This window comes from Sphingobium sp. CECT 9361 (genome assembly GCF_918741285.1).
Classification (GTDB): domain Bacteria; phylum Pseudomonadota; class Alphaproteobacteria; order Sphingomonadales; family Sphingomonadaceae; genus Sphingobium.
Genome location: NZ_CAKKNC010000017.1, coordinates 26,734 through 51,841, shown reverse-complemented (window position 1 = coordinate 51,841; position 25,108 = coordinate 26,734). Strand labels below are relative to the sequence as shown.

The window sequence follows — 25,108 nt, the reverse complement described above, 5'->3', positions numbered from 1 at the left end:
CCTCTCAAGATGGGAGAGCAATGTTAGGTTCCGCAAGAGGGGCTGGAATTTAGGCCGCCTCGGCCAGTTGCAATTCCATGCGTGACCAGATTTCCACCAAAGCCGACACCAGATCGCGCATCATCGCTTCATCATGCGCAGGACCGGGCGTAAAGCGCAGCCGCTCCGTGCCGCGCGGGACCGTCGGGTAATTGATCGGCTGCACATAGACGCCATATTCGGCGAGCAGAATGTCGCTGATCTTCTTGGCTTTGATCGGATCACCGACCATCAGCGGAACGATGTGCGTGACCGACGGCATCACCGGCAAACCAGCTTCGCTCATCAGATTCTTGAGCGTCGCGGCAGCCGCCTGTTGCCCGTTGCGCTCTTCGCTCGATGCTTTGAGGTGCCGCACGCTAGCCAGCGCACCGGCCACCAGCACAGGCGAAAGCGAAGTCGTGAAGATGAACCCGGGCGCATAGCTGCGGATCACGTCGATGATCATCTGATCGGCCGCGATATAGCCGCCCATCACGCCGAACGCCTTGCCGAGCGTCCCTTCGATGATCGTCAACCGATGCGCAACGCCGTCGCGATCCGAAATGCCGCCACCGCGCGGACCGTACATGCCCACAGCATGCACTTCATCGAGATAGGTCAGCGCATTGAATTCATCCGCCAGATCGCAAAACGCATCGATCGGCGCGACATCGCCGTCCATCGAATAGACGCTTTCGAAGGCGATCAGCTTGGGCGCTTCGGGGTCCGACGCTTCGAGCAATTCGCGCAGATGTTCGACATCGTTGTGACGGAACACCTGCTTCTCGCAGCCCGAATTGCGAATGCCCGCAATCATAGATGCGTGGTTCAGTTCATCGGAATAGATGATGCAACCCGGAAGCAGCTTGGCCAGCGTCGAAAGCGTCGCTTCGTTCGACACATAGCCACTGGTGAAGAGCAGTGCGCCTTCCTTGCCATGCAGGTCGGCCAGTTCGCCTTCCAGATCGACATGATAATGCGTGTTGCCGCCGATATTGCGCGTGCCGCCAGACCCAGCGCCGACATCGTGCAGCGCTTCTTCCATCGCGGAAACGACCTTGGGATGCTGGCCCATGGCGAGATAGTCGTTGGAGCACCACACCGTAATCGGCTTCGGCCCGTTATGGCCATGGAAGCAGCGCGCGTTGGGGAAATTCCCCTTGTTCCGCAAAATATCGATGAAGACCCGATAGCGGCCTTCACTGTGCAAGCGGTCGATAGCCTGGCTGAAGATATGTTTGTAGTTCACGGCGTCGTCCCGACTGCTGCATTGACTAGGGCCGCCGTTTAGACAGGGTGCGAGCGATTTACCAGCGATAACCGTTCGCAAAAGTGGGAGTTTTCCGATCACTCCAATCGTCCCGGCGCTTTATAGCGCGTCGATACGTGTTAATCCGTATGATAGCAGCGCAGGTCGCAACGCTTCCGTGTCGGCATCGACCCGCGTAAATACGGCGACGCCATCGGGCTGTGCGTCCGGCCATGCCTGTCCCTGAGTAAGATAGGCGATCCGCCGCGCGATGCCCGGTCCGCCATCGACGAAAGCCAGTTCGCGGGGGCTGGCGGCGCGTAGTTCATCCAGCAAAAGCGGAAAGTGCGTGCAAGCCAGCACAACAACGTCCATCCGCTCCCCGCCGGGCTGATCGAGCAATCCCGCCAAGGCATCGCGCGCCACCGCCGGATCGAGCGTCTCTCCTCGCAGCTTCGCTTCGGCAAGCGCCACCAGCGCCGCCGATCCGTGCCTCAGCACGGTACAGTCCGCGCCATGTTCCGCCGCCAGCCGATCCACATAAGGTTGGCGCACGGTGGCGTCAGTGCCAAGCACGCCGATGACGCGCTCGATTGATTGCTCGGCGGCGGGCTTGATCGCCGGGACAGTGCCCACCACCGGCACATCCAGCGCAGCGCGCACCACCGACAGAGCGATGGTCGATGCCGTATTGCAGGCGATTACCACAAGACGCGGGCGATAACGCTCGACAAGGCGACCGAGCAGCGCAGGCACCCGCGCCGCAATCTCCGCTTCGCTCTTCGTCCCATAAGGAAATCCAGCGGAGTCGGCAGCGTAAACGACCGGCATGGTTGGCAGGAGCGCATGGGCGGGCGCAAGAATCGACAAGCCGCCGACACCGGAATCGAAAAAGAGGACAGGGGCGTCAGGCGATACAGTCATGCTCGTTCAATTCCCTTGCCGGGCTTAGGAAGTCAACCGCGTGCCGATGGCGAACCCGTCATCCTGTGCGCAAAACGTGGAAACGCGACTTGCCCCTGCTGCGCTGCCGTTTATGATTGGGACGTACCAAGGGGACCTTTTCATGCCATCGCTCTGGCTCGCGCCAATTCTCTCTGCACTTGTCGGATATGTGTTGGGTTCGATCCCCTTCGGCTTGCTCCTCACCCGCTTTTCGGGCGCAGGCGACCTTCGTCAGATCGGGTCCGGCAACATCGGCGCTACCAATGTCCTGCGCACAGGGCGCAAGGGACTGGCGGCGCTGACGCTGCTTCTGGACCTGGCCAAAGGGGCTGGCGCAGTCGCCATCGGCGGCATGATCGATCCGGCGCACGGCACCGTCGTCGGCGGCGTGATGGCGTTCATCGGCCATTGCTACCCCATCTGGCTACGCTTTGCCGGGGGCAAGGGCGTTGCTACGATGATGGGCGTGGTTCTCGCGCTGCACTGGCCCAGCGGCCTGCTGTTCGCGGCCGTGTGGATCGGCGCGCTCCTGATCCTGCGCTGGTCCTCGGTTGGGGGCATGGCGGCAGCGATTAGCGCCCCTATAGGCGCGCTAGTAGCGGGGCATCCTATGCTTGCTCAGGCCTTCGCGGGAATGGCCGCTATCGTCCTGTGGCGTCACCGCGCCAATATAAGGCGACTGTTGGCGGGCACCGAGCCGAAGGTCGGCAAGAAGGGCTGAGATACGTTGGAGCATTCCCGTCTGGATAGCCTGCGCCTGATCCGCTCGGCGCAGATCGGTCCCATAACCTATCGTCAGCTCATCGCGCGCTTCGGCTCGGCCACAGCCGCGCTGGCGGCGATCCCGGATCTTGCCGCGCGGGGTGGAGGCCGCCCTCCGCGCTTGGCCGAACCCGCTCTCATCCTGCGCGAAGTCGAACGCACCCAATCCCTTGGCGCATTTTACGTCTTCATCGGCGAACCCGATTACCCGGCATTGCTGGCCGAAATGGAAACGGCCCCGCCCGCGCTCATCTATCGCGGCGATCTGTCACTGGCGAAGCGCCGTTGCGTCGGCATGGTCGGCGCGCGCAATGCCTCCGCTGCTGCCTGCCGCTTCTCACGGATGCTGGGGCAGGGGCTAGCGGCGGAGGGCGTCACCGTGGTTTCCGGTCTGGCGCGCGGCATAGACACCGCAGCGCATCAGGGATCGATCGATGGCGGCACGATCGGCGTCATCGCCAGCGGCATCGACATTGCGTACCCTCCGGAAAACGAAGCACTGCAGGAACAGGTCGCTCAGCGCGGCCTGCTCCTCGCCGAACAGCCGCCCGGCACCCAACCGCTCGCGCGCCATTTCCCCTCGCGCAACCGCATCATCGCGGGTCTTTCGGTCGGCACGGTCGTAGTCGAGGCAGCGCCGAAGTCCGGCTCGCTCATCACCGCGCGGCTGGCGGGGGAGGCAGGGCGTGACGTCATGGCGGTCCCCGGCTCCCCGCTCGACCCCCGTGCGCAGGGATGCAATCAACTGATCCGCGAAGGCGCGATCCTCGTGCAATCGGTCGCGGACATTTTGGAAGCCATCGGCCCCATCCACGGATCGATGTTCCGCCAGCCCTCCGATCCCTTCACCGCTGCGCCACCCGCCGACGCCAGCGATTCCGACCGCCGCCGCATCGTCGATCTGCTCGGCCCCGTCCCGGTCCCGGTCGATGAACTCATCCGCCAGTCGGGCATAGCCCCGGCGCTGGTGCAGACCGTCCTCCTCGAACTTGAACTGGCCGGACGTGCCGAACGCCATGCAGGCGGGCGCGTCAGCCTGCGCGAATGACCCATAATGGCCGCTTGACGGTTCTCAATTTCCACACCCAAACTCGCGCGTATACGTGAGAGAACGATTCAACAGGGGTTTTCGACAGCATCATGCAGCTTGTCATTGTAGAGTCGCCGGCCAAGGCGAAGACCATCGAGAAGTATCTGGGCGGGGATTTCCATGTCCTGGCGTCCTATGGTCACATCCGAGATCTGCCGCCCAAGGATGGATCGGTGAACCCCGACGACGGTTTTGCGATGTCGTGGGAAAATTACGGCGACAAGGCGCGCCAGTTGAAGGCGATCACCGATGCCGCCAAGCAAGCTACGCGCCTCATCCTCGCGACTGACCCTGACCGCGAAGGCGAAGCCATAAGCTGGCATGTGCAGGAAGTGCTGCGCGCGAAAAAGGCGCTGCCGCAAGTGGTTGACCGCGTAACCTTCAATGCCATCACAAAGGCGGCTGTGCTCGACGCCATGGCGCATCCCCGCGCGCTCGACGAGGATCTGATCGACGCCTATCGCGCCCGCCGCGCGCTCGACTATCTCGTCGGCTTCACCCTTTCGCCAGTGCTCTGGCGCAAGCTGCCGGGTGCCAAATCGGCGGGGCGTGTGCAGTCAGTTGCCTTGCGCCTCATTGTCGAGCGCGAACGCGAGATCGAGAGCTTCACCGCGCAGGAATATTGGTCCGTCTCCGCCGACATGGAGCAGGGCGGCGTAGCGTTCACCTCGCGCCTCATCCGCTGGAAGGGCGAGAAGATCGAGCGCCTCAGCATCGGCAAGGAAGGCGACGCACTCGCCGCCAAGGCCGATGTCGAAGCGGGCCGCTTCACCGTTCAGACGGTCGAGACCAAGCCGCTCACCCGCAATCCGCCGCCGCCGTTCACAACCTCGACGCTCCAGCAGGAAGCCGCTCGCAAGCTGGGCTTCTCCGCCAGCCACACCATGCGGATCGCGCAGCAGCTCTACGAAGACGGCGCGATCACCTACATGCGTACCGACGGCGTACAAATGGACCACAGCGCCATTTCCGCCGCACGCAAGGCGATATCGGATCGCTATGACGGCGGCTATCTTCCTGAAAAACCACGCATGTATCAGACGAAGGCAAAGAATGCACAGGAAGCGCATGAAGCCATTCGTCCGACCGAATTTACCCGCGACAAAGTCGGCTCCGGCGACCATGCGCGCCTCTACGACCTCGTCTTCAAGCGCGCACTCGCCAGCCAGATGGCATCCGCCCGCATGGAGCGCACCACCATCGACATGACCGACGGCAGCGGCAGCCACACCCTGCGCGCCACCGGGCAGGTCGTAATCTTCCCCGGCTTCCTCGCGCTCTACGAAGAAGGCCGCGACGATAGCGAAGACGAAGACGGCAAGCTGTTGCCCCGTCTGTCGCAAGGCGATGTGCCCGCGAAAAAGGCCGTCAACGCCGAACAGCATTTCACGCAGCCGCCGCCACGCTACAGCGAAGCGAGCCTCGTCAAGCGTCTGGAAGAGCTCGGCATCGGTCGCCCATCGACTTACGCCTCGACGCTCCAGACGCTCAAGGACCGCGACTATGTGCGGATCGAAAAGAACCGCTTCTTTGCCGAAGAAAGCGGACGCCTCGTCACCGCTTTCCTCGAACGCTTCTTCGAACGCTATGTGAGCTACGACTTCACGGCAGGCATGGAAGACGAACTCGATGACGTCTCCGGCGGCCGCGCGCAGTGGCAGGCCGTACTTGAAGCCTTCTGGAAAGACTTCAAGCCCAAGACGCTGGAAGTCATGGAGCAGAAGCCTTCCGACATCACCGCTGAGCTCGACAAATTCCTCGAACCCATGCTGTTCCCGGCCAAGGCGGACGGCACCGATCCGCGCGCTTGCCCGCTGTGCGCCGATGGCAAATTGTCGCTGCGCGGCGGACGCTTCGGCGCGTTCATCGCTTGCTCCAACTATCCGGAATGCAAATTCACCCGTAAATTCGGTCAGCCGGGCAGCGATGGCGCCGCCGATACCGGCCCCGAAGCGCTCGGCCAGCATCCTGAAACCGGGCAGGACATCATCCGCAAAAGCGGCCGCTTTGGTCCCTATATCGAAATGGGCGAAGGCAAGGAGGCCAAGCGTGGGTCGATCCCGAAGGATTTGCCCGATGGCGAACTGACGCTCGACTGGGCGGTGAAGCTGCTCAGCCTCCCGCGCACCGTCGGCGATCACCCGGAAACGGGCCTGCCCATCGTCGCCAATATCGGGCGTTTCGGGCCGTATCTGCTCCATGACGGCAAATATGCGCGGCTGTCCGGCACCGCCGAAATTTTCGAAACCGGCATGAACGCCGCCGTCGCGAAGCTGGCCGACGCCGCCAACAAGGGACCGCGCGCCGCCGGTGGTCGCGAACCGCTCAAGGTTCTCGGCAAACACCCGCGCAGCGAAGCGGAAATCAAGCTGATGGAAGGCCGCTACGGCGCTTACGTCACTGACGGAGAAACCAACGCGACGCTGCCCAAGACCGTCGACAAGGACCAACTGACGCTGGAAGAAGCCGCTCAACTCATCGACGCCCGCGCCGCCGCAGCACCTGCCAAGAAGGGCAAGAAGAAAGCAGCGCCTAAGAAAGCAGCGGCCAAGAAAGCACCCGCGAAGAAGGCCGCTCCTAAAAAAGCGACGGCACCCAAAAAGGCTGCCGTTACTTAACTGACCATTTCAAGCGGCCAGTTGTACCTGATTGCGCCCCTGGTTCTTGGCGCGGTACATGGCGCGGTCGGCGTGCTGCAGTGTTTCCTGGAAGGGGTGCACGCCATTCTGGGTGGCAACGCCTATGCTGATCGTCGGTGCTACGACCTGCTTATTGGGTAGTGCAATCTGCAGTTCACTGACGTTGACCCGCAGTCTTTCTGCCATGTTCAACGCGGTATCGATGTCGCAATTTTGCAGAAGAACGGCAAATTCCTCTCCGCCCAGACGGCCGCACAAATCGGTGCTTCTGGTGGAGGATTTAAGGGTCTCGGCCACCATTTGCAGGACTGTGTCCCCAACATGGTGACCGTATAAGTCATTGATGCTCTTGAAATTGTCGATATCTATCAGAAGGACGGCACCGAACGACGCTTTCGACCGCTCGGAAGCCCACCTTATAAACGTCGCTCTGTTGAGCAGCCCAGTCATTTGGTCGATTTCGGAAAGATGCTTGGCTTGGGCGAAGGCGGCTCGAAGCTCGGTATGTAACATCTGGTTTCGGTCGCCCTGCCGGATCAAGAGGTAACTCACCGGAAATGACACGACCAAGGGGCATGCTGCTCCGAAAATCCACCATTGCAGAGGTACATCCATTCCCGGCAGCCGCGAAAGAAGATACATCGCGATGAGCGTCGCCAGCATGGAAAAGCTGACGGCTATCAAAATGCGGATCGCAGCGGACATTTCGAAGGCGTAACGCTTCGAGGTAAATATCCGCTTACACTCTCGGTTACTCTACCCAATCCAGCCCGATATCCCGATACACGCTGCGGTCGTTTTCCCAGTCTTCCTTGACCTTCACATGCAGGTAGAGGTGCACCGGCTTCCCGATCAGCGCCGCGAGTTCCGCGCGCGCCTGCGACCCGATCTGTTTCAGCCGCTGCCCACCTTTGCCGAGCACGATGGCCCGCTGCGTCGGTCGTCCGATCAATATCTGCTGATGGATTTCCAGCGATCCATCGGGACGCTCGCTATACTTTTCCGTCTCGACCGCCGCCGCATAGGGCAGTTCCGCGTGTAACTGATGATACAATTGCTCCCGCGTGATTTCCGCGGCCAGCATCCGGTCGGTGGCATCCGACACCTGATCTTCGGGGAAATGCCACGGACCTTCTGGCATCATCTTCGCCAGGGCCGCCTTGAACTGCGGCAAGCCATCGCCCGTCGCGGCGCTAACGAAGAATATCTCCTCAAAACCCACGGCGGCATTCAGTTTTTCGGCATGGACCAGCAGCTTTTCCTTGGTCGCGATGTCGACCTTGTTGATGATGAGCAGCTTGGGTTCCTTGCGCTCCTTCAACCCTTCGACAGCACGCTCCAGCTTGGTGCCAAGGCCTGCCTTTCCGTCGATCACCAATGCGATCAGGTCCGCGCCCTGTGCGCCGCCCCATGCTGCCTGCACCATCGCCCGGTCGAGCCGGCGCTTTGGCTCGAAAATCCCCGGCGTATCGACCAGAATAAGCTGCGCATCCCCCTCGATCGCAACGCCCATCACGCGCGTCCGCGTCGTCTGCGCCTTTGGGCTGGTAATCGCGACCTTCTGCCCCACCAGAGCATTGACCAGCGTCGACTTGCCCGCATTGGGCGCCCCAACCACGGCGACAACGCCGCAGCGGGTTTGATTTTGGGCTGTCTCGTTCAAAATTCTAATCTCCGTTCGCCCTGAGCTTGTCGAAGGGCTTACTTCTCTTTGTGTCCGCGCGCGAGTGCGCTGATGAGCGGCCAGTCTTCCCGGATCAACGCCAGCTTCTTTGCACGGCTCCAACCCTTGATCTGCCGTTCGGCCGTTAGTGCCTCGTCGCGGCTGCCAAATGCCTGCGACCAGACCATTTTCACTGGCAACCTTGTGCTGGTATATCCCGGCAACTGGCCGGATTGATGCATGGCAATCCGCTTCTCCAGATCGTCTGTATGCCCGACATAAAAGCTGCGATCCGCGCAATGCAGCATGTAGGTCCAGAAAGCCCTGTCTGAAAATTAAAAGAAACGAGATCCTTCGACAAGCTCAGGATGAACCGCGGTAGGGGTCAGGATAACCGCTCCAGCATCGCCTTCGCTGCTGCTGTCTCGGCTTCCTGCTTCGATGTGCCTTCCGCCGATGCGTCGCCGACGCCGTGGATCGTCACCGTCACCGCAAAGCGCAGGTTGTGATGCGGTCCCGTCTTGCCCGTCATCACATATTCCGGCGGGCGGCGGCGGTTGGCGGCGGCCCATTCCTGCAAGGCGGACTTGGGATGCTTGGGCGCTGAGTCCTGCGTATCCACACGCCCCGCCCACAGCCGCCGCACGAGCGCCTTGGCATTGTCCATGCCTGCGTCGAGGAACAGCGCACCGATGATCGCTTCCATCACGTCGCCCAGCACATTGTCGCTGTCCATCGCGCCATCGTCACGCGCCTGCTTGCCGAGCACCATGTGTTTGGGAACGCCTACGTCGCGCGCAATTTCGGCGCAGGTTTCACCCGACACCAGCGCATTGAAGCGCCGCGAAAGTTTGCCTTCCGGCTCACCCGGAAAATGCTCGAACAGCCATTCGGCCACCACCACGCCCAACACACGGTCGCCCAGAAATTCCAGCCGCTCGTAATTCGCCGCCGCTGCGCTGCCATGCGTCAGTGCCTGCACGAACATATCCGGACGGGCAGGGGAGAGGCCGATCAATGCCTCCAGCCATGCCGCCGTATCGGGCCGCATCAGAAGCCTTCGCCGATCCGGTTCCACCGCGCTGCGGTGAACCACGTCCAGGGAAGCAGCCATTGCGCGCTGCCGTCGGTCGAGAAGACCGAGATCATCGCCCGCCCCACCAGATTTTCCTGCGGGACAAGGCCGATGCCGCCGCCGACTTCGGCGGGGAAGCGGCTGTCCGCGCTACGGTCGCGATTGTCGCCCATCAGGAACAGGCGCCCTTCCGGCACGACGACCGTATCGCGATTGTCCGCCGCGCCATCGGGATCGAGGTCGAGGACGTTGTAGCTTTTACCATTGGGCAGCGTCTCACGGAACTGCGGATAGCGGCACATGCGCGATCCGTCCTTCTCCCGCTCCTCGAACTGCACGCGATAGCAAGGCGAGGGATTACCGTCCTTTTCCGAAGCCGCTATCATGTTCGCCGAGGCCGGGATGACCAAGTCTGCCACCTTCACCTTCGGGATGGCCTGCCCGTTCAGGATGACCGTCCCACCCTGAACCGAGATGAGATCGCCCGGCAGGCCGATCACGCGCTTGATATAATCGTTGCTCTGGTCTGGCGGTGCCTTGAAAACGACGACATCACCGCGCTCGGGCTGAGAGGCAAAGATGCGGCCGGGGATTAAGGGGACGCTGAACGGCAGGCTGTATCGCGAATAGCCATAAGGCCACTTCGCCACCAACAGATAATCCCCGATCAACAGCCGCGGCTGCATCGATTCCGATGGGATGTTGAACGGCGACATGATGAAGCTGCGCAACACGATGACGAATATCGTCAGCTTCGCGAGGAACCATAAAAAGTCCCGCGTCTCCGATTTGTCGCTCATGCTTGTCTGTCGCTTCCTCATCTATGCGCTCGCGGCTTTGCGTCGTCCCATCGCGAAGGTCAAGGGACACCCTATGCAAGCGGCGCTTCCTTTCGCTATGGAGGCGATGATTCCTGGTGTGCAGCCGGGGCAGCGACGCCTTTCCACCCAGCAAGGACTCATTATGACCAGCCCATCCTGGACCGCCATCCATGCACAGCCCATCCCCGAACTGAAAACCATCTTCGACAGGGACGCCGGTCGTCTCGATAAACACACGCTCAGCGTGGGGCCCATCCGCTTCGACTGGAGCAAGACGCACCTGACGGACGACTTGCTGACAGCGTTTCAGACGCTGGCCGTCGAAAGCGATTTTGCGGGCAAGCGCGACGCGCTGTTCGCAGGCGAAGCGATCAACAACACCGAAGGCCGCGCCGCCGAACATCCCGCCGAACGCGGCGAAGGCAATCCGGAGAGCGTCGCCGCAGCCAAGATGTTCCACAACCGGATGCGCGCGTTGATCGACGCCATCGAAGCCGAAGCGCTCGGGCCGGTGCGGCACATCATCCACGTCGGTATCGGCGGATCGGCGCTCGGTCCGAACCTGATCGTCGATGCGCTCGGTCGCGATGAAAAACGCTATGACGTCGCCATCGTCTCCAACGTAGACGGCACCGCGCTGGAAGCCGCGCTGGATCGCTTCGATCCGCACGCAACTATTCTCGCCATCGCGTCGAAGACCTTCACCACCACCGAAACCATGCTCAACGCCGCCAGCACCATCAACTGGATGGTCGAGGCAGGGATCGACGATCCCTATGGCAAGGTCATCGCGCTTACCGCTGCGCCCGAAAAGGCGATGGAGTGGGGTGTCGATGAAACCCGCGTGCTGCCGTTCAACGAAAGCGTCGGCGGGCGCTATTCGCTATGGTCCTCCATCGGCTTCCCGGCGGCGCTGGCGCTCGGTTGGGATGCTTTCGAAAGCCTGCTGGAAGGCGCCGCCCTTATGGACCGGCACTTCCGCCTGGCCGAACCCACCGCCAACGCGCCGCTGCTCGCGGCCTTTGCCGATCTCTATTATGCGCGCGTCATGGACTGTCAGACCCGAGCCGTGTTCGCCTATGACGAGCGCCTGCGCCTGCTGCCCTCCTACCTCCAGCAGCTTGAGATGGAGAGCAACGGCAAGAGCGTGACCGCCGATGGCCAGCCCGTCGACGGCCCGACCGCGCCGATCACCTGGGGCGGTGTCGGCACCGATGCGCAACATGCCGTGTTTCAGCTATTGCATCAGGGCACGCATATCGTCCCGGTCGAGTTCATCGCTTCGATCGAGGCGGGTCACGCGCTTGACCCCGCACATCACCGCACCTTGCTCGTCAATTGCTTCGCGCAAGGTGCCGCACTGATGCAGGGCAAGGACAATGCCGAAGACCCCGCGCGCGCCTATCCCGGCAACCGCCCGTCCACCACGATCCTGTTGGATGACGTAAACCCGCAGGCGCTGGGCGCGCTGATCGCCTTCTATGAACATCGCACCTTCGCCAATGCGGCGCTGATGGGCATCAATCCCTTCGATCAGTTCGGCGTCGAACTAGGCAAGCAGATAGCCAAGTCCATCGAACAGAATGGCCCGACCGGTTTCGACCCCTCGACGATGGCGCTGATCGACCTGGCACTCGGCTGATCCGATCACGGCCATCGGCAAATCCCGTTGGTAATACGCCCGACCCAACGCCATATCGCATCAAACAACGAAAGCATTCTGCATGAGCGATTATGATTACGACCTGTTCGTCATTGGCGCAGGGTCTGGCGGAGTCCGGGCGGCCCGCATATCGGCAGCGCATGGCGCGAAGGTTGCGGTGGCCGAGGAATATCGCGTCGGCGGCACCTGCGTCATTCGCGGCTGCGTGCCAAAAAAGCTGCTCGTCTATGGCGCACATTTCGCCGAGGATCTGAAGGACGCGCGCCGTTTTGGCTGGGACGTTCCCGAATGCGGCTTCAACTGGAAGACCTTGCGCGACAATGTGCTGGCCGATGTCGACCGCCTGAACGGCATCTACCAACAGACGCTCGACACCAACAGCGTCACGACCTTCCACGAACGCGCCACCATCGCCGGCCCGCATGAAATTGCGCTGGCCAGCGGGGAGAAGGTCACGGCCCGCTATATCCTCGTAGCAACCGGCGCATGGCCGATGGTGCCGGACATCGAAGGCGCCGAGCATGGCATCACCTCGAACGAAGTCTTCCACATCGACGAAATGCCCAAGCGCGTCGTCATCGCGGGCGGCGGCTACATCGCCAATGAGTTCGCCGGCATCTTCCACGAATTTGGCGCGCATGTGACTATCGTAAATCGCTCCGACACGATCCTGCGCGGCTACGACACGCAAATCCGCGACCGCCTGCTGCAGATCAGCATGGTGAAGGGGATCAACTTCCGCTTCAACGCGCCGTTTGAGAAGATCGAGAAGAACGAGGACGGCACCTTGTGCGTCCGCATCAAGGGCGGCGATCCCATCGCCTGCGACCTGCTGCTCTTCGCCACGGGGCGTCAGCCGAACAGCAAGGGGCTGGGTCTGGAAAATGCAGGCGTCGAACTGGACGATCAGGGCGCGATCAAGGTGGATGAATTCAGCAAGACCAGTTGCGAAAGCGTCTATGCCGTGGGCGACGTAACCAACCGCGTGCAGCTAACCCCCGTCGCGATCCGCGAAGGCCATGCCTTTGCCGACACCGTGTTCGGCAACAACCCGCGCAAGGTGGACTACACCAACATCCCCTCCGCCGTGTTCAGCCACCCGCCCATCGGCGCCGTCGGCATGACCGAGGCGGAAGCCCGCAACAAGCTCGGCACGGTCAAGGTCTACACCTCAGACTTCCGCGCGATGAAGAACGTCCTCGCCAACCGCAACGAACGCGCGCTCTACAAGATGATCGTGGACGCCGCGACGGACAAGGTCGTCGGTCTCCACATGATCGGCCCGGATGCGCCGGAGATACTGCAGGCGGCAGCGGTCGCAGTGAAAGCGGGCCTCACCAAGCAGGACTTCGACGATACCGTGGCCCTCCATCCGAGCATGGCCGAGGAGTTGGTGCTGCTGAAGTAAACCGATCCCCCGTTTAGTTGTCCCCCGGCGAAGGCCTGGGTCCAGCTCCACGCTCCGAACTGGGCCCCGGCCTTCGCCGGGGAACGCCAAGACCGTTTGGTATAAGCAGACACCTACTCAATCGAATAGGGCACGACCTGCCGATTATCCGGATCGACCCGAATAGGCCGATCCGCAGGCGGAAAGGCGCGCTGGTCGCAACTCTGGCGCGGGCAAAGCCGGCACGTCACACCAATCGGCGTGGCTGCCGCCTCATCATGCAATTGCAGCCCGTCAGCATAGACGAAATTGCCCGCATGTTCGATCTCGCAACCCAGCACCACGGCATAGCGCCGCGGCGCACGGGCGTAGCTGCCCGATGGCTTCACCAACCCTTTCGCCATCGAGACATAGCGCACCCCATCGGGCGTCTCGCCAAGCTGCACCAATATGCGGTCGGGGATCGCCACCGCCTCATGCACGATCCAGAGCGGACAGGCACCACCGAAACGCGCAAACTGCAAGCGCGTGGCGCTGTGCCGCTTGGTGATGTTCCCGGCCATATCGACGCGGCAGAAGAAGAACGGAATGCCCCGCATCCCCGGCCTTTGCAGTGTCGAAAGCCGATGGCAGGCCTGCTCGAAACTCACCCCGAAACGCCGTGCCAACTGATCGATGTCGTGCCGCACTTCCCGCGCCGCCTCGCGATAGCGCGCATAGGGCATCAGCAAAGCACCCGCCGCATAGTTGCTCAGCCCGATGGTGAGCAGCCTGTCCGACCCCGGCGCAGACAATCCCGCACCCGCTGCAATGTCGGCAATCAGCGCCGCGCCTTCCGCCATCACAAGTTGATAGGCCAGCATGAACTTGCGGCTTTCCGGCGGCAACGCCGCGTTGACGAACAGCCGCCGCGTATCGGCATCGTATACACGCAAGGCAGTGTCCCGCGCTTCCTGCACGCGCGTCTCGACGCCATGACGGTCCTGCAACGCTGCGATCAGCGTCGCTTCGGTCAGCCGCCCGCCGTCCGACAGCGCCGCCCACAAATCCTCCGCCATGCAATCGAGCGCATGGACGTAATTACCTTCATTATGGAACCAGTCGCGCACCGCTTCCCACGGCATCCGTGCCTGCGTCGCCATGTCGTTGGCGATCGCTTCCTCCATCATGTTCAGCCGCTCATTCGCACGGTTATAGGCGCGGTGAAGGTCCACAAAACGCGCCGCAAATTCCGGAAATTGCAGATGCAGTTTCTCGGTCCGCTCTGCTTCCAGCGGCCCACTCGCGACATCGGGATGCGCCAGCGCGAAGGTGAACGCACCGAGCAACTGCTCATCCTCCCGCGCATCGAATGCTGCCCAGTCCAGCGGGAACGCGCTCGCCAACGCCGCCTTGACCTTCGCGGTCAACGGCCGGTCGTCATTCTCCAACTGACTGAGATAGGATACGGATATAGCCAGCACCGCCGCCATCGCGGCCTGATCCATCCGTTGATCGAGCCGAAGCTGTCGCAGCTTCTGCCCAGCGAAAATGCGTGCGCCTCGTGCCATCGCTTCGCAATAGTTTGCAAAATCGGCTTTTGCAAATCCGCAAATTCACATTTGCCCTTTGTCGCAAAGACTGAAAAGGGGAAAAGCCTGCACAATTCCGGGAAGAGGATCTTCATGTCGAAACTGGCCGTAGTCGAGAAGCTGGAGACCATGCGTGAGGCGGCCCGTATGGGCGGCGGCGCAAAGCGGATCGCGGGGCAGCACGCCAAGGGGCGCCTTACGGCGCGCGAACGGCTCGACGTTCTGCTCGACGAGAACAGCTTCGAAGAGCTCGACATGTATGTCGAACACAACTGCACCGAGTTCGGCATGGAAGAGACGAAGATCCCCGGCGATGGCGTCGTCACAGGATCGGGCACGATCAACGGTCGTCTCGTCTTTGTATTCAGCCAAGATTTCACCGTGTTCGGCGGATCGCTGTCCGAGCGCCATGCGCAGAAAATCTGCAAGATCATGGACATGGCGCTGAAAGTCGGCGCGCCCGTCATCGGCCTCAACGACAGCGGCGGCGCCCGCATTCAGGAAGGCGTCGCGTCGCTTGGCGGCTATGCCGAAGTGTTCCAGCGCAATGTGCTGGCGTCCGGCGTCGTGCCGCAGATCAGCCTCATCATGGGGCCATGCGCGGGCGGCGCAGTCTATTCGCCGGCGATGACCGACTTCATCTTCATGGTGAAGGACAGCAGTTATATGTTCGTCACCGGCCCTGACGTGGTGAAGACCGTCACCAATGAGATCGTCACGCAGGAAGAGCTCGGCGGGGCCGTGACGCACACCACGAAGTCCGGCGTTGCGGACGTTGCGTTCGAAAACGATATCGAAGCCTTGCTCGCCACCCGCGATTTCATTGATTTCCTGCCTGCTTCCAACCGCGAATCCGCGCCCGAGCGCCCTACCGCCGACGAATGGGACCGTATCGAAGAAAGCCTCGACACGCTGATCCCGGCCAACGCCAATCAGCCCTACGACATGCATGAGCTGATCCGGAAGGTCGTCGACGAAGGCGATTTCTTTGAGGTGCAGCCTGCCCATGCCGGCAATATCCTGTGCGGTTTCGGCCGGATCGAAGGCCGCACAGTAGGCATTGTCGCCAATCAACCGACGGTGCTGGCCGGATGCCTTGACATCGGCGCGTCGAAAAAGGCCGGTCGCTTCGTCCGCTTCTGCGACGCCTTCGACATTCCCATCCTCACTTTCGTCGATGTGCCGGGATTCCTGCCGGGCGTGGGGCAGGAGCATAACGGCATCATCAAGAATGGCGCGAAGCTGCTGTTCGCTTATGCCGAAGCTACCGTACCAAAGATCACCGTCATCACGCGCAAGGCTTATGGCGGCGCCTACGACGTTATGGCGTCAAAGCACCTGCGCGGCGATTTGAACTACGCATGGCCCACCGCTGAAATCGCCGTGATGGGTGCCAAGGGCGCAGTTGAAATCATCTTCCGCGGCAAGACGCCCGAAGAAATCGCCGAGCGCACCAAGGAATATGAAGATCGCTTCGCCAACCCCTTCGTCGCCGCCTCGAAGGGCTTCATTGACGAAGTGATCCAACCGCATTCCACACGCCGCCGCATCGCGCTGGGCCTGCGCAAGTTGAAGAACAAGGCGCTGGAAAATCCGTGGAAGAAGCATGACAATATTCCGCTTTAAGCCGGATCGTCACCCCAGCGAAAGCTGGGGTCTCGGGTGGTTGGTCACAACCCAGAGGCATGCGATCCCAGCCTGCGCTGGGATGACGGAACAATTTCTGACGGAAGTCTGCGTATGAAACTCGGTCGCCTCAACCATATCGGCGTAGCTACGCCGTCCCTCGCCGCCAGCATCGCCTATTACCGCGACGTGATGGGCGCGACGCATATTCATGAGCCTTTCGACCTGCCTGCGCAGGGCGTAAAGGTGTGCTTCGTCGACACCCCCGGCGAAAACGGCACGAACGGCACCCAGATCGAACTGATCGAACCGCTTGGCGAAAACTCGCCGATTCACAGCTTCATTGCCAAGAACCCGGCGGGCGGTCAGCACCATATGTGCTACGAAGTCCCCGATATCCACGCCGCAAAGGCATGGTTCGAGAGCAATGGCGCCAAGGTACTCGGCGAACCCCGCATCGGCGCGCACGGTACGCTGATCTTCTTCGTCCATCCCAAGGACATGAATGGCGTTCTTACGGAAATCATGGAAACGCCAAAGGGTGCGGGGCATTGATGCACGGTCCCGCCCATGCACTTAAGTGCTCCTGCGAAGGCAGGAGCCCAGGGGTTCTGGGTACAGACATTGATGCTTGCCGCTCTGGCTTCCTGCCTTCGCAGGAACAAGGCGTAGAACGGGCTGTGGTAGCGCGAACAAGGAATGCTTCATGACTTATGAAACCATCCTCACATCGGTCGTCGATACCGTCGGTATCCTTTCCTTCAACCGGCCCGAGCGTCTCAACGCGCTCACGCCGCAGATGTTCTATGAGATCGTCGACGCCGTCGAAGCCTTCCCTGCGCAGGGCGCGCGCGCGATCCTCATCAAAGCCGAAGGGAAAGGCTTCTGCAGCGGCACCGATCTTCAGGCCGATGGCGGCTTGCCGGAGGATGTCGGCGAGATACTGGAAAAAGACTACAACCCCTGCATGGAGCGCTTAATCGCGTCCAAGCTGCCGATGGTGGCGCAGGTGCACGGTGCCTGCGCAGGGATCGGCGCATCCCTCGCGCTGGCATGCGATTTCGTGGTCGCTGCCAAATCGGCCTATTTTCTTCAAGCATTCGTGAATATCGGCCTCGTGCCGGATGGCGGCGCGACATGGACGCTGCCCCGTCTGGTGGGCAAGGCGCGCGCCACGCAGATGATGATGCTGGGCGAACGCCTCCCCGCGGAAAAAGCAGAAAGCTGGGGCCTGATCTACAAGGCGGTCGACGATGCGACATTATCGGACGAAGCGCAGGCATTGGCCGCGCGCCTCGCCGCCATGCCGACTGTCGCGCTTGGGCTGATCCGTCAGGGGATCGCCACAACACAGACATCGAGTTTCTCGCAGGGGCTTGCGCTAGAACGCAAGCACCAGCGAGACGCGGGACGTAGCGCGGATTTCGCGGAAGGCGTGCAGGCCTTCCTCGCAAAGCGTCCCGCCAAGTTTGAAGGCAAGTAATGACCGATAAACCCACTCTCGACCAATGGTCCGCCGCCGCGACGAAGGAAGTCAAAGGCAAGGATCTGAGCTGGCAGACGCCCGAAGGCATCGCCGTCAAGCCGCTTTACACGGCGGAGGACGTCACCGTCGAACCCGGCCTTCCCGGTTTCGCGCCCTTCACGCGCGGCGTGCGCGCCAGCATGTATGCGGGTCGCCCGTGGACGATCCGTCAATATGCGGGCTTCTCCACGGCCGAGGAATCCAACGCCTTTTACAAGCGTAACTTAGCCGCCGGGCAAAAGGGTCTGTCGGTTGCCTTCGACCTCGCCACTCACCGCGGCTATGACAGTGACCATCCGCGCGTCACCGGCGACGTGGGTAAGGCGGGCGTCGCCATCGACACGCTCGAAGACATGAAAATCCTGTTCGACGGTATCCCGCTCGACAAGATGTCGGTTTCCATGACGATGAACGGCGCGGTCATCCCGATCCTCGCTTTCTTCATCGTGACGGGTGAGGAACAGGGCGTCGATCGCAAATTGCTCGACGGAACCATTCAGAACGACATTCTGAAGGAGTTCATGGTCCGCAACACCTACATCTACCCGCCCGAACCTTCGATGCGGATCATCTCCGACATCTTCGGCTATACCTCGCGTGAAATGCCCAAGTTCAACAGCATTTCCATCTCCGGCTATCACATGCAGGAAGCCGGTGCGACACAGGTGCAGGAGCTTGCCTTCACCATCGCCGACGGCATGGAATATGTGAAATACGGTGTCGCGTCCGGGCTGGATATCGACAAGTTCGCCGGTCGCCTCAGCTTCTTCTTCGCCATCGGCATGAACTTTTTCATGGAAATCGCCAAGCTGCGGGCCGCGCGCGTGCTGTGGCATCGCGCCATGACGACGCTGGGCGCACAGGATGAGCGGAGCAAGATGCTGCGCACCCACTGCCAGACATCGGGCGTGTCGCTGACCGAGCAGGATCCCTACAACAACGTGATCCGCACTACCGTCGAAGCTATGGCCTCGATGCTGGGCGGCACCCAGTCGCTCCACACCAACGCGCTGGACGAAGCGATCGCTTTGCCGACCGACTTCTCCGCCCGCATCGCTCGCAATACGCAGATCATCATCCAGGAAGAAACCGGGATGACCAAGGTCGTGGACCCTCTGGGCGGCTCCTATTATATCGAGGCGCTGACGCAGGAACTGGTCGACAAGGCACAGGAGATCATCGACCGCGTGCAGGCCGAAGGCGGCATGGCAAAAGCCGTCGCCGCTGGCTGGCCCAAGGCAATGATCGAAACCGCGGCAGCAGCGCGGCAGGCACGCGTGGACCGCGCCGATGACGTAATCGTCGGCGTGAACAAATATCGCCTCGCGACCGAAGATCTGCTCGAAACGCTCGACATCGACAACGCCAAGGTCCGCGAAGGCCAGATCGCCCGCATCGCCAAGACCAAGGCAGAGCGTGACAGTGCCAAGTGCGAAGCCGCGCTTCAGGCCTTGCGCGAAGGTGCGGCTCGCCCATCCAGCCTCGAAAACAATCTCCTCGCACTGGCCGTAGAATGCGCCCGCGCCCGCGCGACGCTGGGCGAAATCAGCGCCGCCATGGAAGAGAGCTTCGCCCGCTACGGCACCACGCCGACGCCGGTAAAGGGCGTTTACAGCGCGCCTTATGACGGCGATGCACGCTGGCAGCAGGTTCTCGATGGCGTCGCCGCTGTCGAACGCCGCCTTGGCCGCAAGCCCAAGCTGATGGTCGCTAAGATGGGACAGGACGGCCATGATCGCGGCGCAAACGTCATCGCTTCGGCGTTCGGCGACATGGGTTTCGATATCGTCTCCGGCCCGCTGTTCCAGACGCCGGAGGAAACCGTCGTGCTGGCGCTGGAAAGCGATGTCGATGTCGTCGGCGCGTCGTCCTTGGCAGCGGGTCACAAGACGCTGATCCCCGAGTTGATCAAGCTGCTTCGGGAAAAGGGCCGCAACGATATCAAGGTGATCGCAGGCGGTGTGATCCCGCCACAGGATTACGACTATCTGCGTGACGCAGGGGTGCAGGGCATTTATGGTCCGGGGTCCAACGTCGTGGAATGTGCCGCCGATGTGCTGCGCCTCCTCGGCCACAACATGCCTCCAGCAGGCAATGCGCTGCATGAAGCAGCAGAATAGGAAATTATAATGGCTGAAAATCCTTGGGCTGCTTGGGAAATGGCAGCGGTCGATGGCAAGTTTATGACTTATTTGGTCCAGCTCCTTCTAAGCAAAGAGGTTATCAGCCATTCTGAGATCCAAAACCTTTGTAAACAGCTGGTTGAAAATATGGAGAGAACTGGCTCGGAAAACGCGGCACTTTACGCACGTGCTTTGATCAAGGGTATTCCTGGCGTAGAGCTATGAGCGACGATTTAACGACAGCCCGCACAGACTGGACCCGCGAAGAAATCGCGACCCTCTTCGACCTTCCCTTCAACGACCTGTTGTTCGAAGCGCAAACGATCCACCGCGCCCATCACCCGCGCAATCAGGTCCAGCTTTCCACATTGCTGTCGATCAAGACCGGCGGCTGTGTCGAGGATTGCGGCTATTGCAATCAATCCGTCCACGCGGAAACGGGCCTCAAGGCCGAAAAGCTGATGGACGTGCGCGCCGTGCTGCAATCGGCGGCGCAGGCAAAGGACGCAGGCTCTGGCCGCTTCTGCATGGGCGCGGCATGGCGCAGTCCCAAGGATCGCGACATGCCCGCCATCATCGAAATGGTGAAGGGCGTCCGCGCCATGGGCCTCGAAACCTGCATGACGCTTGGCATGTTGACTGAAAAACAATCGCAGCAACTCGCCGCAGCGGGCCTCGATTACTATAATCACAACATCGATACCTCGCCGGAAAACTACGCGAACGTCATCACGACAAGAACCTTCGCCGACCGCCTGGAAACTCTGGATAATGTACGCGCGGCAGGCATCAACGTATGCAGCGGCGGCATAGTCGGTATGGGCGAGCTTCGAGAAGATAGGGTCGGCTTCCTCCACGCCCTCGCGATGATGCCGCACCCCGAAAGCGTCCCCATCAACGCCTTGGTCCCGGTCAAGGGTACGGTGCTGGGCGACATGCTCGCCGACACGCCGCTTGCGAAGATCGACGAAATCGAGTTCGTCCGCACCGTCGCCGTCGCGCGCATCATCATGCCGCTCAGCATGGTCCGCCTCTCCGCGGGTCGCGAAAGCATGAGCGAAGCCTGCCAGGCGCTCTGCTTCATGGCCGGCGCCAACAGCATCTTCACCGGCGACCGCCTCCTGACCACGGCGAATGCGGGCGACGACAAAGACGCAGCACTGTTCGCCAAGCTGGGCGTGGAACCGATGCAGGCATCCACCAACGCGCATCTGGAAGCTGCGGAGTGAGCAATTTCCTCCCGCGTCATGCTGAACTTGTTTCAGCATCCATCGTGCCTCCGGGAGCGGCGGTGTGCGTGGAGAGATGGACCCTGAAACAAGTTCAGGGTGACGGTTGCAGCAGTGGTATCGTGAGATGATCGGGTTGATAATAGCTGCTGCAACTGCTGCGGCGAATCCGTTTTGCGATGATCGCGCGGGAGACTTGCCGGTTGCGCAGTGCTGGAGCCGCGCCTTCAATGCAGCAGATGTCGAGCTCAATGCGGTGTGGCCGAAAGTCCGCGATGCCGCGCGTGGCGCTGACAGACGGTTCAGGTCTACGCCGAGGAGAGACAAGCCATCGGCTGAATCCGATCTATTGAAAGCACAGCGGACTTGGCTTGCTTGGCGAGATGCCGAATGCGCAGCCCGCTCCGATTGGGCGCAAGGTGGCTCACTTCAGAATGTCATAATCAGTCGATGCGCTCATGATCTGACACGTGCCCGCATCGATCAGCTTCAACAACTGCTAAAAGATTTCACGGAGCCATAATGACAATCAAGAAAATCCTCATCGCGAACCGTGGCGAAATTGCCTGCCGGGTCATCCGCACCGCGCGCAAGATGGGCATCGCCACCGTCGCGGTCTATTCCGACGCGGACTCGCGCGCTCCCCACGTCCTGATGGCAGACGAAGCCGTCCACATCGGCCCGTCGCCCGCCGCCCAATCCTATCTGATCGCTGAAAAGATCATTCAGGCGTGCAAGGATACCGGCGCGGATGCCGTACATCCCGGCTATGGCTTCCTGTCGGAACGCACCAGCTTTGCCGAAGCGTTGAAGGACGCTGGCATCGCCTTCATCGGCCCGCCCCCCGGCGCGATTGCCGCGATGGGCGACAAGATCGAGTCCAAGAAACTGGCGCTGGAAGCAGGCGTCAACGTCGTCCCCGGCTTCGTCGGAGAGATTGACGACACCGACCACGCTGTCCGCATCGCGAACGACATCGGCTATCCGGTGATGATGAAGGCGTCCGCTGGCGGCGGCGGCAAGGGTATGCGCCTCGCATATTCCGAAACCGACGTGCGTGAAGGGTTCGAAGCCACAAAGCGCGAAGGTCTTGCCAGCTTCGGCGACGACCGCGTGTTCATCGAGAAGTTCATCGAAAGCCCGCGCCACATCGAAATTCAGGTGCTGGGCGATCAGCACGGCAACATCGTGTACCTCAACGAACGCGAATGCTCGATCCAGCGCCGCCACCAGAAGGTCGTCGAGGAAGCGCCGTCGCCTTTCGTCACGCCCAAGATGCGCAAGGCAATGGGCGAGCAGGCCGTCGCTCTCGCCCGCGCGGTCGGCTATTACAGCGCAGGCACGGTCGAACTGATCGTCAGCGGCGCGGATACGACGGGGGAGGGGTTCTACTTCCTCGAAATGAACACCCGGCTTCAGGTCGAACATCCCGTGACCGAGCAGATCACCGGCCTCGACCTCGTCGAGCAGATGATCCGCGTCGCCAATGGCGAGAAACTGGCCTTCGGTCAGGACGATGTGCAGATCAATGGCTGGTCCATCGAAAACCGCGTCTATGCAGAAGATCCCTATCGCGGTTTCCTGCCCTCCACGGGCCGTCTCGCGCGCTACAACCCGCCGACGGTGGTCGAAGGCGTCCGCGTTGACGATGGCGTGACCGAAGGCGGCGAAGTCAGCATGTTCTACGATCCGATGATCGCCAAGCTGGTGACCTACGCGCCCACGCGTCTGGAGGCCATCGACAAGCAGATCGAGGCGCTGGACCGCTTCGAGATCGAAGGGCCGGGCCACAATATCGATTTCCTGTCCGCGATCATGCAGCATGAGCGCTTCCGCTCCGGCAACATCACCACAGGTTTCATCGCGGAGGAATATCCCGACGGTTTCCATGGTGCGCCCGCTGCGCCCGAACTGCTCCGCCGTCTCGCTGCAATCGCCGCATTTGCGGGCATGGCGCAGGCAGATCGCGCGCGCCGCATCGATGGGCAACTCGGACGCCGCCTCAAACCGCCAACGCAGTGGCAGGTCCGCCTGGGCGATGCCCTGCACGACGTCATGATCGCGCTCGACGAAGTGACCGTCGATGGCGAACTCCTCGACATCGCACTGGAATACACACCGGGCGACCGGATCGTGGAGGCAGAGTTCGGCGATGAAACGCTTGCCGTCCGCATCGCTCCGGTGCGTGGCGGCTTCCGCCTGACCAGTCATGGCGCCGCGCATGTCGCGCGCGTCCTGCCCGGTCATATCGCGCCGCTCGCGCAGCATATGATCGAAAAGGTGCCGCCGGATCTTTCCCGCTTCCTGATCTGCCCCATGCCCGGCCTGCTCGTGACGCTCAACGTGGGCGAAGGCGACAAGGTCGAGGCTGGCCAGCCACTCGCCGTGATCGAAGCGATGAAGATGGAAAACATCCTGCGGGCGCAGAAGACCGGAACCGTCAAATCGGTGCTGGCAAAGGCAGGCGAAAGCCTTCCTGTCGATGCCGTCATCCTCGAAATGGAATGACGGTCGACTGACGGCTTGCCTCCTCTTCCAGCGCACCGTAATCGCTACCCGCTGGGCAGAACGGGTAGCGAGGTGCAATGATATCATGCGGATAGCGAAGTTGGCCTGCGCGCTCGGCGCTCTTGTAGCAGTAACTCCAGCACAGGCAGCGCCATCGCAGGACGAGCAGTTCTGGTTCCTCACGCTGGCGCAAGGCAGCGTGAAGGACGACATCCTCTATATGCTAGAGGTGCAGCCGCGTTTTGGCGGCGATGGCTCAAACCTAAATCAGATACTCCTGCGTCCGGCGGTCGGCGTTAAGCTCAATGATCGTCTGAGCGTCTATCAGGGATATGCCGCTGTCCGAAGCCCGCGTTCGAGCGGTGCCGATGTTACCGAAGATCGTTCGTTTCAGCAGATCAACTGGTCGATAGGTAAAGTCGCCGGGGGTGCACTGACATCGCGAACGCGCCTTGAGCAACGCTGGATTTCCACGGGCGACGACACGGGATGGCGCGCGCGGCAGATGTTGCGCTATGCCTTACCGCTGTCGAACAAGCCGCGCCGTCTGGCGGCCATCGCTTCGGTCGAGGCCTTCGTCGCGCTCAACGATACCGATTGGGGTGCACGCAGCGGTTTCGACAGGGTCCGCAGCTTCGCGGGACTTGAGGTGCCACTGTCCGGCAAGTCCACTGTGGAGTTCGGTTATCTCAACCAATATGTCGACAACCGTGGACGGCGCGATGCGATGAATCACGTGATGGCGATCAACCTTATGCTGAGGCAATGATATGCATCTGACCCATGACCCTTCGGCGCCGTCGGCAACGGAAACGGATTTCGATACCTTCCTTAAGGTCGATATCCGGATCGGCACGATCCTCTCCGTCGAGCCTTTTCCCGAGGCGCGCAAACCGGCCTTCAAGCTGCTGATCGACTTTGGCGAGGGCATCGGCACGCGCCGCAGCAGCGCGCAGATAACTGAGAATTACGATCCGGAAGCCTTGGTCGGGCGTCAGGTTGCGGCGGTGGTCAACTTTCCACCGCGACAGATCGGCAAGTTCATGTCGCAAGTGCTGACGCTGGGATTTCCCGACGCGGATGGGGCCGTTACACTGTTTGCGCCGGACAAGGCTGTGCCTAATGGTGCAAGGCTGTTCTGACAGGTTGCCCGACTCGCCAAAAGTCGCCAAAGGGTGCACGAAAATGCCTTGATACCGGGCACGATATAT

At 61.4% G+C, this 25,108-nt stretch carries 23 protein-coding genes; 15 read left to right on the top strand and 8 right to left on the bottom strand.

Translation table 11 applies throughout. The features are described from left to right. Positions 1-49 precede the first annotated feature (49 nt). Positions 50-1,270, bottom strand: a complete 1,221-nt coding sequence (gene hemA / locus LQ220_RS19000) for a 5-aminolevulinate synthase (RefSeq protein WP_230189718.1) — start codon at positions 1,268-1,270, stop codon at positions 50-52. A 120-nt stretch (positions 1,271-1,390) separates the two neighbouring features. Then, positions 1,391-2,194 (bottom strand): glutamate racemase, encoded by an 804-nt coding sequence (gene murI / locus LQ220_RS18995; protein ID WP_230189717.1) that lies wholly within the window; start codon positions 2,192-2,194, stop codon positions 1,391-1,393. 142 nt (positions 2,195-2,336) lie between these two features. On the opposite strand from murI, the gene plsY reads away from it, so the two are divergent. The 3 genes from plsY to topA all read left to right on the top strand — a co-directional run bounded on the left by plsY (position 2,337) and on the right by topA (position 6,685). Continuing rightward, positions 2,337-2,936, top strand: coding sequence for a glycerol-3-phosphate 1-O-acyltransferase PlsY (gene plsY, locus LQ220_RS18990; RefSeq protein WP_230189716.1), 600 nt, complete (start codon positions 2,337-2,339; stop codon positions 2,934-2,936). 6 nt (positions 2,937-2,942) lie between these two features. Then, on the top strand, positions 2,943-4,025 hold the full coding sequence (gene dprA, locus LQ220_RS18985) for a DNA-processing protein DprA (RefSeq protein ID WP_230189715.1): 1,083 nt from the start codon (positions 2,943-2,945) through the stop codon (positions 4,023-4,025). 92 nt (positions 4,026-4,117) lie between these two features. After that, positions 4,118-6,685 (top strand): type I DNA topoisomerase, encoded by a 2,568-nt coding sequence (gene topA / locus LQ220_RS18980; RefSeq protein WP_230189714.1) that lies wholly within the window; start codon positions 4,118-4,120, stop codon positions 6,683-6,685. 9 nt (positions 6,686-6,694) lie between these two features. Here the strand turns inward: topA and LQ220_RS18975 are convergent, their stop codons facing one another. The 5 genes from LQ220_RS18975 to lepB all read right to left on the bottom strand — a co-directional run bounded on the left by LQ220_RS18975 (position 6,695) and on the right by lepB (position 10,244). Next, positions 6,695-7,411: a GGDEF domain-containing protein gene (locus LQ220_RS18975; RefSeq protein WP_230189713.1), complete on the bottom strand. Its 717-nt coding sequence runs from the start codon at positions 7,409-7,411 to the stop codon at positions 6,695-6,697. Between the two features lie 46 nt (positions 7,412-7,457). Next, positions 7,458-8,369 carry a GTPase Era gene (gene era / locus LQ220_RS18970; protein ID WP_230189712.1) on the bottom strand — a complete coding sequence of 304 codons (912 nt, stop codon included), beginning with the start codon at positions 8,367-8,369 and terminating at the stop codon, positions 7,458-7,460. 38 nt (positions 8,370-8,407) lie between these two features. After that, complete coding sequence (locus LQ220_RS18965) at positions 8,408-8,677, bottom strand: GIY-YIG nuclease family protein (RefSeq protein ID WP_230189711.1); 270 nt, start codon at positions 8,675-8,677, stop codon at positions 8,408-8,410. 77 nt (positions 8,678-8,754) lie between these two features. Beyond that, the gene (rnc, locus tag LQ220_RS18960) at positions 8,755-9,420 is read right to left on the bottom strand and encodes a ribonuclease III (RefSeq protein WP_230189710.1); all 666 of its coding nucleotides are present in this window, start codon (positions 9,418-9,420) and stop codon (positions 8,755-8,757) included. Further along, positions 9,420-10,244, bottom strand: coding sequence for a signal peptidase I (lepB, locus tag LQ220_RS18955; protein WP_230189709.1), 825 nt, complete (start codon positions 10,242-10,244; stop codon positions 9,420-9,422). Before lepB ends, rnc begins: the two co-directional genes overlap by 1 nt. A 163-nt stretch (positions 10,245-10,407) precedes the next feature. Here lepB and pgi point away from each other — a divergent pair, with 163 nt between their 5' ends. Continuing rightward, the gene (pgi, locus tag LQ220_RS18950) at positions 10,408-11,907 is read left to right on the top strand and encodes a glucose-6-phosphate isomerase (RefSeq protein WP_230189708.1); all 1,500 of its coding nucleotides are present in this window, start codon (positions 10,408-10,410) and stop codon (positions 11,905-11,907) included. A gap of 82 nt (positions 11,908-11,989) precedes the next feature. Continuing rightward, complete coding sequence (gene gor, locus LQ220_RS18945) at positions 11,990-13,336, top strand: glutathione-disulfide reductase (RefSeq protein ID WP_230189707.1); 1,347 nt, start codon at positions 11,990-11,992, stop codon at positions 13,334-13,336. Positions 13,337-13,449: 113 nt separating this feature from the next. Here gor and LQ220_RS18940 read toward each other — a convergent pair whose 3' ends face one another. Then, on the bottom strand, positions 13,450-14,865 hold the full coding sequence (locus tag LQ220_RS18940) for a helix-turn-helix transcriptional regulator (protein ID WP_230189706.1): 1,416 nt from the start codon (positions 14,863-14,865) through the stop codon (positions 13,450-13,452). Positions 14,866-14,979: 114 nt separating this feature from the next. Between LQ220_RS18940 and LQ220_RS18935 the strand changes: the two genes are divergently transcribed. The 10 genes from LQ220_RS18935 to LQ220_RS18895 all read left to right on the top strand — a co-directional run bounded on the left by LQ220_RS18935 (position 14,980) and on the right by LQ220_RS18895 (position 25,039). Then, a complete protein-coding gene (locus LQ220_RS18935; RefSeq protein WP_230189705.1) occupies positions 14,980-16,512 on the top strand; it encodes an acyl-CoA carboxylase subunit beta in 1,533 nt (510 codons plus the stop codon). Positions 16,513-16,626: 114 nt separating this feature from the next. Then, a complete protein-coding gene (mce, locus tag LQ220_RS18930) occupies positions 16,627-17,067 on the top strand; it encodes a methylmalonyl-CoA epimerase (RefSeq protein WP_230189704.1) in 441 nt (146 codons plus the stop codon). A 151-nt stretch (positions 17,068-17,218) separates the two neighbouring features. Beyond that, the gene (locus tag LQ220_RS18925; RefSeq protein ID WP_230189703.1) at positions 17,219-17,995 is read left to right on the top strand and encodes an enoyl-CoA hydratase-related protein; all 777 of its coding nucleotides are present in this window, start codon (positions 17,219-17,221) and stop codon (positions 17,993-17,995) included. After that, positions 17,995-20,157 carry a methylmalonyl-CoA mutase gene (scpA, locus tag LQ220_RS18920; RefSeq protein ID WP_230189702.1) on the top strand — a complete coding sequence of 721 codons (2,163 nt, stop codon included), beginning with the start codon at positions 17,995-17,997 and terminating at the stop codon, positions 20,155-20,157. Before LQ220_RS18925 ends, scpA begins: the two co-directional genes overlap by 1 nt. 9 nt (positions 20,158-20,166) lie before the next feature. Continuing rightward, complete coding sequence (locus tag LQ220_RS18915) at positions 20,167-20,385, top strand: hypothetical protein (protein ID WP_230189701.1); 219 nt, start codon at positions 20,167-20,169, stop codon at positions 20,383-20,385. Next, on the top strand, positions 20,382-21,389 hold the full coding sequence (bioB, locus tag LQ220_RS18910; protein WP_230189700.1) for a biotin synthase BioB: 1,008 nt from the start codon (positions 20,382-20,384) through the stop codon (positions 21,387-21,389). The genes LQ220_RS18915 and bioB overlap by 4 nt, the downstream gene beginning before the upstream one ends. 127 nt (positions 21,390-21,516) lie before the next feature. Then, positions 21,517-21,912, top strand: coding sequence for a lysozyme inhibitor LprI family protein (locus LQ220_RS25075; protein WP_354958181.1), 396 nt, complete (start codon positions 21,517-21,519; stop codon positions 21,910-21,912). Then, entirely contained in the window at positions 21,912-23,897 is a 1,986-nt protein-coding gene (locus LQ220_RS18905; protein WP_230189699.1) for an acetyl/propionyl/methylcrotonyl-CoA carboxylase subunit alpha, read from the top strand. The genes LQ220_RS25075 and LQ220_RS18905 overlap by 1 nt, the downstream gene beginning before the upstream one ends. An 85-nt stretch (positions 23,898-23,982) precedes the next feature. Beyond that, entirely contained in the window at positions 23,983-24,666 is a 684-nt protein-coding gene (locus LQ220_RS18900) for a DUF2490 domain-containing protein (protein WP_230189698.1), read from the top strand. A 1-nt stretch (position 24,667) separates the two neighbouring features. Beyond that, positions 24,668-25,039 carry a tRNA-binding protein gene (locus LQ220_RS18895; RefSeq protein ID WP_230189697.1) on the top strand — a complete coding sequence of 124 codons (372 nt, stop codon included), beginning with the start codon at positions 24,668-24,670 and terminating at the stop codon, positions 25,037-25,039. Positions 25,040-25,108: the final 69 nt, after the last annotated feature.

Bases quoted from the DNA above. Each gene is read 5' to 3' on its own strand.
- LQ220_RS18935 (WP_230189705.1), top strand. From the start codon at position 14,980: ATGTCGAAACTGGCCGTAGTCGAGAAGCTGGAGACCATGCGTGAGGCG.
- topA (WP_230189714.1), top strand. From the start codon at position 4,118: ATGCAGCTTGTCATTGTAGAGTCGCCGGCCAAGGCGAAGACCATCGAG.
- gor (WP_230189707.1), top strand. From the start codon at position 11,990: ATGAGCGATTATGATTACGACCTGTTCGTCATTGGCGCAGGGTCTGGC.
- murI (WP_230189717.1), bottom strand. From the start codon at position 2,194: ATGACTGTATCGCCTGACGCCCCTGTCCTCTTTTTCGATTCCGGTGTC.
- LQ220_RS18905 (WP_230189699.1), top strand. From the start codon at position 21,912: ATGACAATCAAGAAAATCCTCATCGCGAACCGTGGCGAAATTGCCTGC.
- LQ220_RS18915 (WP_230189701.1), top strand. From the start codon at position 20,167: ATGGCTGAAAATCCTTGGGCTGCTTGGGAAATGGCAGCGGTCGATGGC.
- bioB (WP_230189700.1), top strand. From the start codon at position 20,382: ATGAGCGACGATTTAACGACAGCCCGCACAGACTGGACCCGCGAAGAA.
- LQ220_RS18900 (WP_230189698.1), top strand. From the start codon at position 23,983: ATGCGGATAGCGAAGTTGGCCTGCGCGCTCGGCGCTCTTGTAGCAGTA.
- lepB (WP_230189709.1), bottom strand. From the start codon at position 10,244: ATGAGCGACAAATCGGAGACGCGGGACTTTTTATGGTTCCTCGCGAAG.
- rnc (WP_230189710.1), bottom strand. From the start codon at position 9,420: ATGCGGCCCGATACGGCGGCATGGCTGGAGGCATTGATCGGCCTCTCC.
- LQ220_RS18925 (WP_230189703.1), top strand. From the start codon at position 17,219: ATGACTTATGAAACCATCCTCACATCGGTCGTCGATACCGTCGGTATC.
- LQ220_RS18940 (WP_230189706.1), bottom strand. From the start codon at position 14,865: ATGGCACGAGGCGCACGCATTTTCGCTGGGCAGAAGCTGCGACAGCTT.
- LQ220_RS18895 (WP_230189697.1), top strand. From the start codon at position 24,668: ATGCATCTGACCCATGACCCTTCGGCGCCGTCGGCAACGGAAACGGAT.
- pgi (WP_230189708.1), top strand. From the start codon at position 10,408: ATGACCAGCCCATCCTGGACCGCCATCCATGCACAGCCCATCCCCGAA.
- mce (WP_230189704.1), top strand. From the start codon at position 16,627: ATGAAACTCGGTCGCCTCAACCATATCGGCGTAGCTACGCCGTCCCTC.
- scpA (WP_230189702.1), top strand. From the start codon at position 17,995: ATGACCGATAAACCCACTCTCGACCAATGGTCCGCCGCCGCGACGAAG.
- LQ220_RS18975 (WP_230189713.1), bottom strand. From the start codon at position 7,411: ATGTCCGCTGCGATCCGCATTTTGATAGCCGTCAGCTTTTCCATGCTG.
- LQ220_RS25075 (WP_354958181.1), top strand. From the start codon at position 21,517: ATGATCGGGTTGATAATAGCTGCTGCAACTGCTGCGGCGAATCCGTTT.
- plsY (WP_230189716.1), top strand. From the start codon at position 2,337: ATGCCATCGCTCTGGCTCGCGCCAATTCTCTCTGCACTTGTCGGATAT.
- LQ220_RS18965 (WP_230189711.1), bottom strand. From the start codon at position 8,677: ATGCTGCATTGCGCGGATCGCAGCTTTTATGTCGGGCATACAGACGAT.